The sequence below is a fragment of the Methylobacterium sp. D48H genome, from assembly GCF_053345715.1.
In genome coordinates this window covers 1-282 of record NZ_JBKFAP010000214.1, presented here as the reverse complement: position 1 = coordinate 282, position 282 = coordinate 1, and the positions used below count along the sequence as shown (strand labels likewise).

General features: G+C 63.5%; 1 protein-coding gene. It reads left to right on the top strand.

Going from position 1 to position 282, the window contains the following annotated elements:
* Positions 1-46: 46 nt before the first annotated feature.
* Positions 47-282: hypothetical protein (locus tag ACLBX8_RS32180; protein ID WP_447716472.1), on the top strand; the 236-nt coding region annotated here is incomplete at its 3' end.

Genomic DNA, 282 nt, shown 5'->3' with positions numbered 1-282 from the left:
AGCCTCGAGACTAACGAGACGATCGGGCCGCGACGGAAGGGAGCCGATGCAGCGCAATAAGGTGAGCACCGTGTTCACGCTGGCCAGGGTCGCCGCCGACCTCGGACAGGATGCTGACGCCCTGTTCGACATCATCGTCGACATGGAACCCGAGGACGGCCTGATCTGGGTCCACGGCTCGGGCGACGAGGCGTACCCAGCGTTTACCAACGATGGGATCGACGAGCTGAAGGAGCGGATCGCCGCCCATACGGCAGAAAGTGATCTGCACCCGAGGAAACC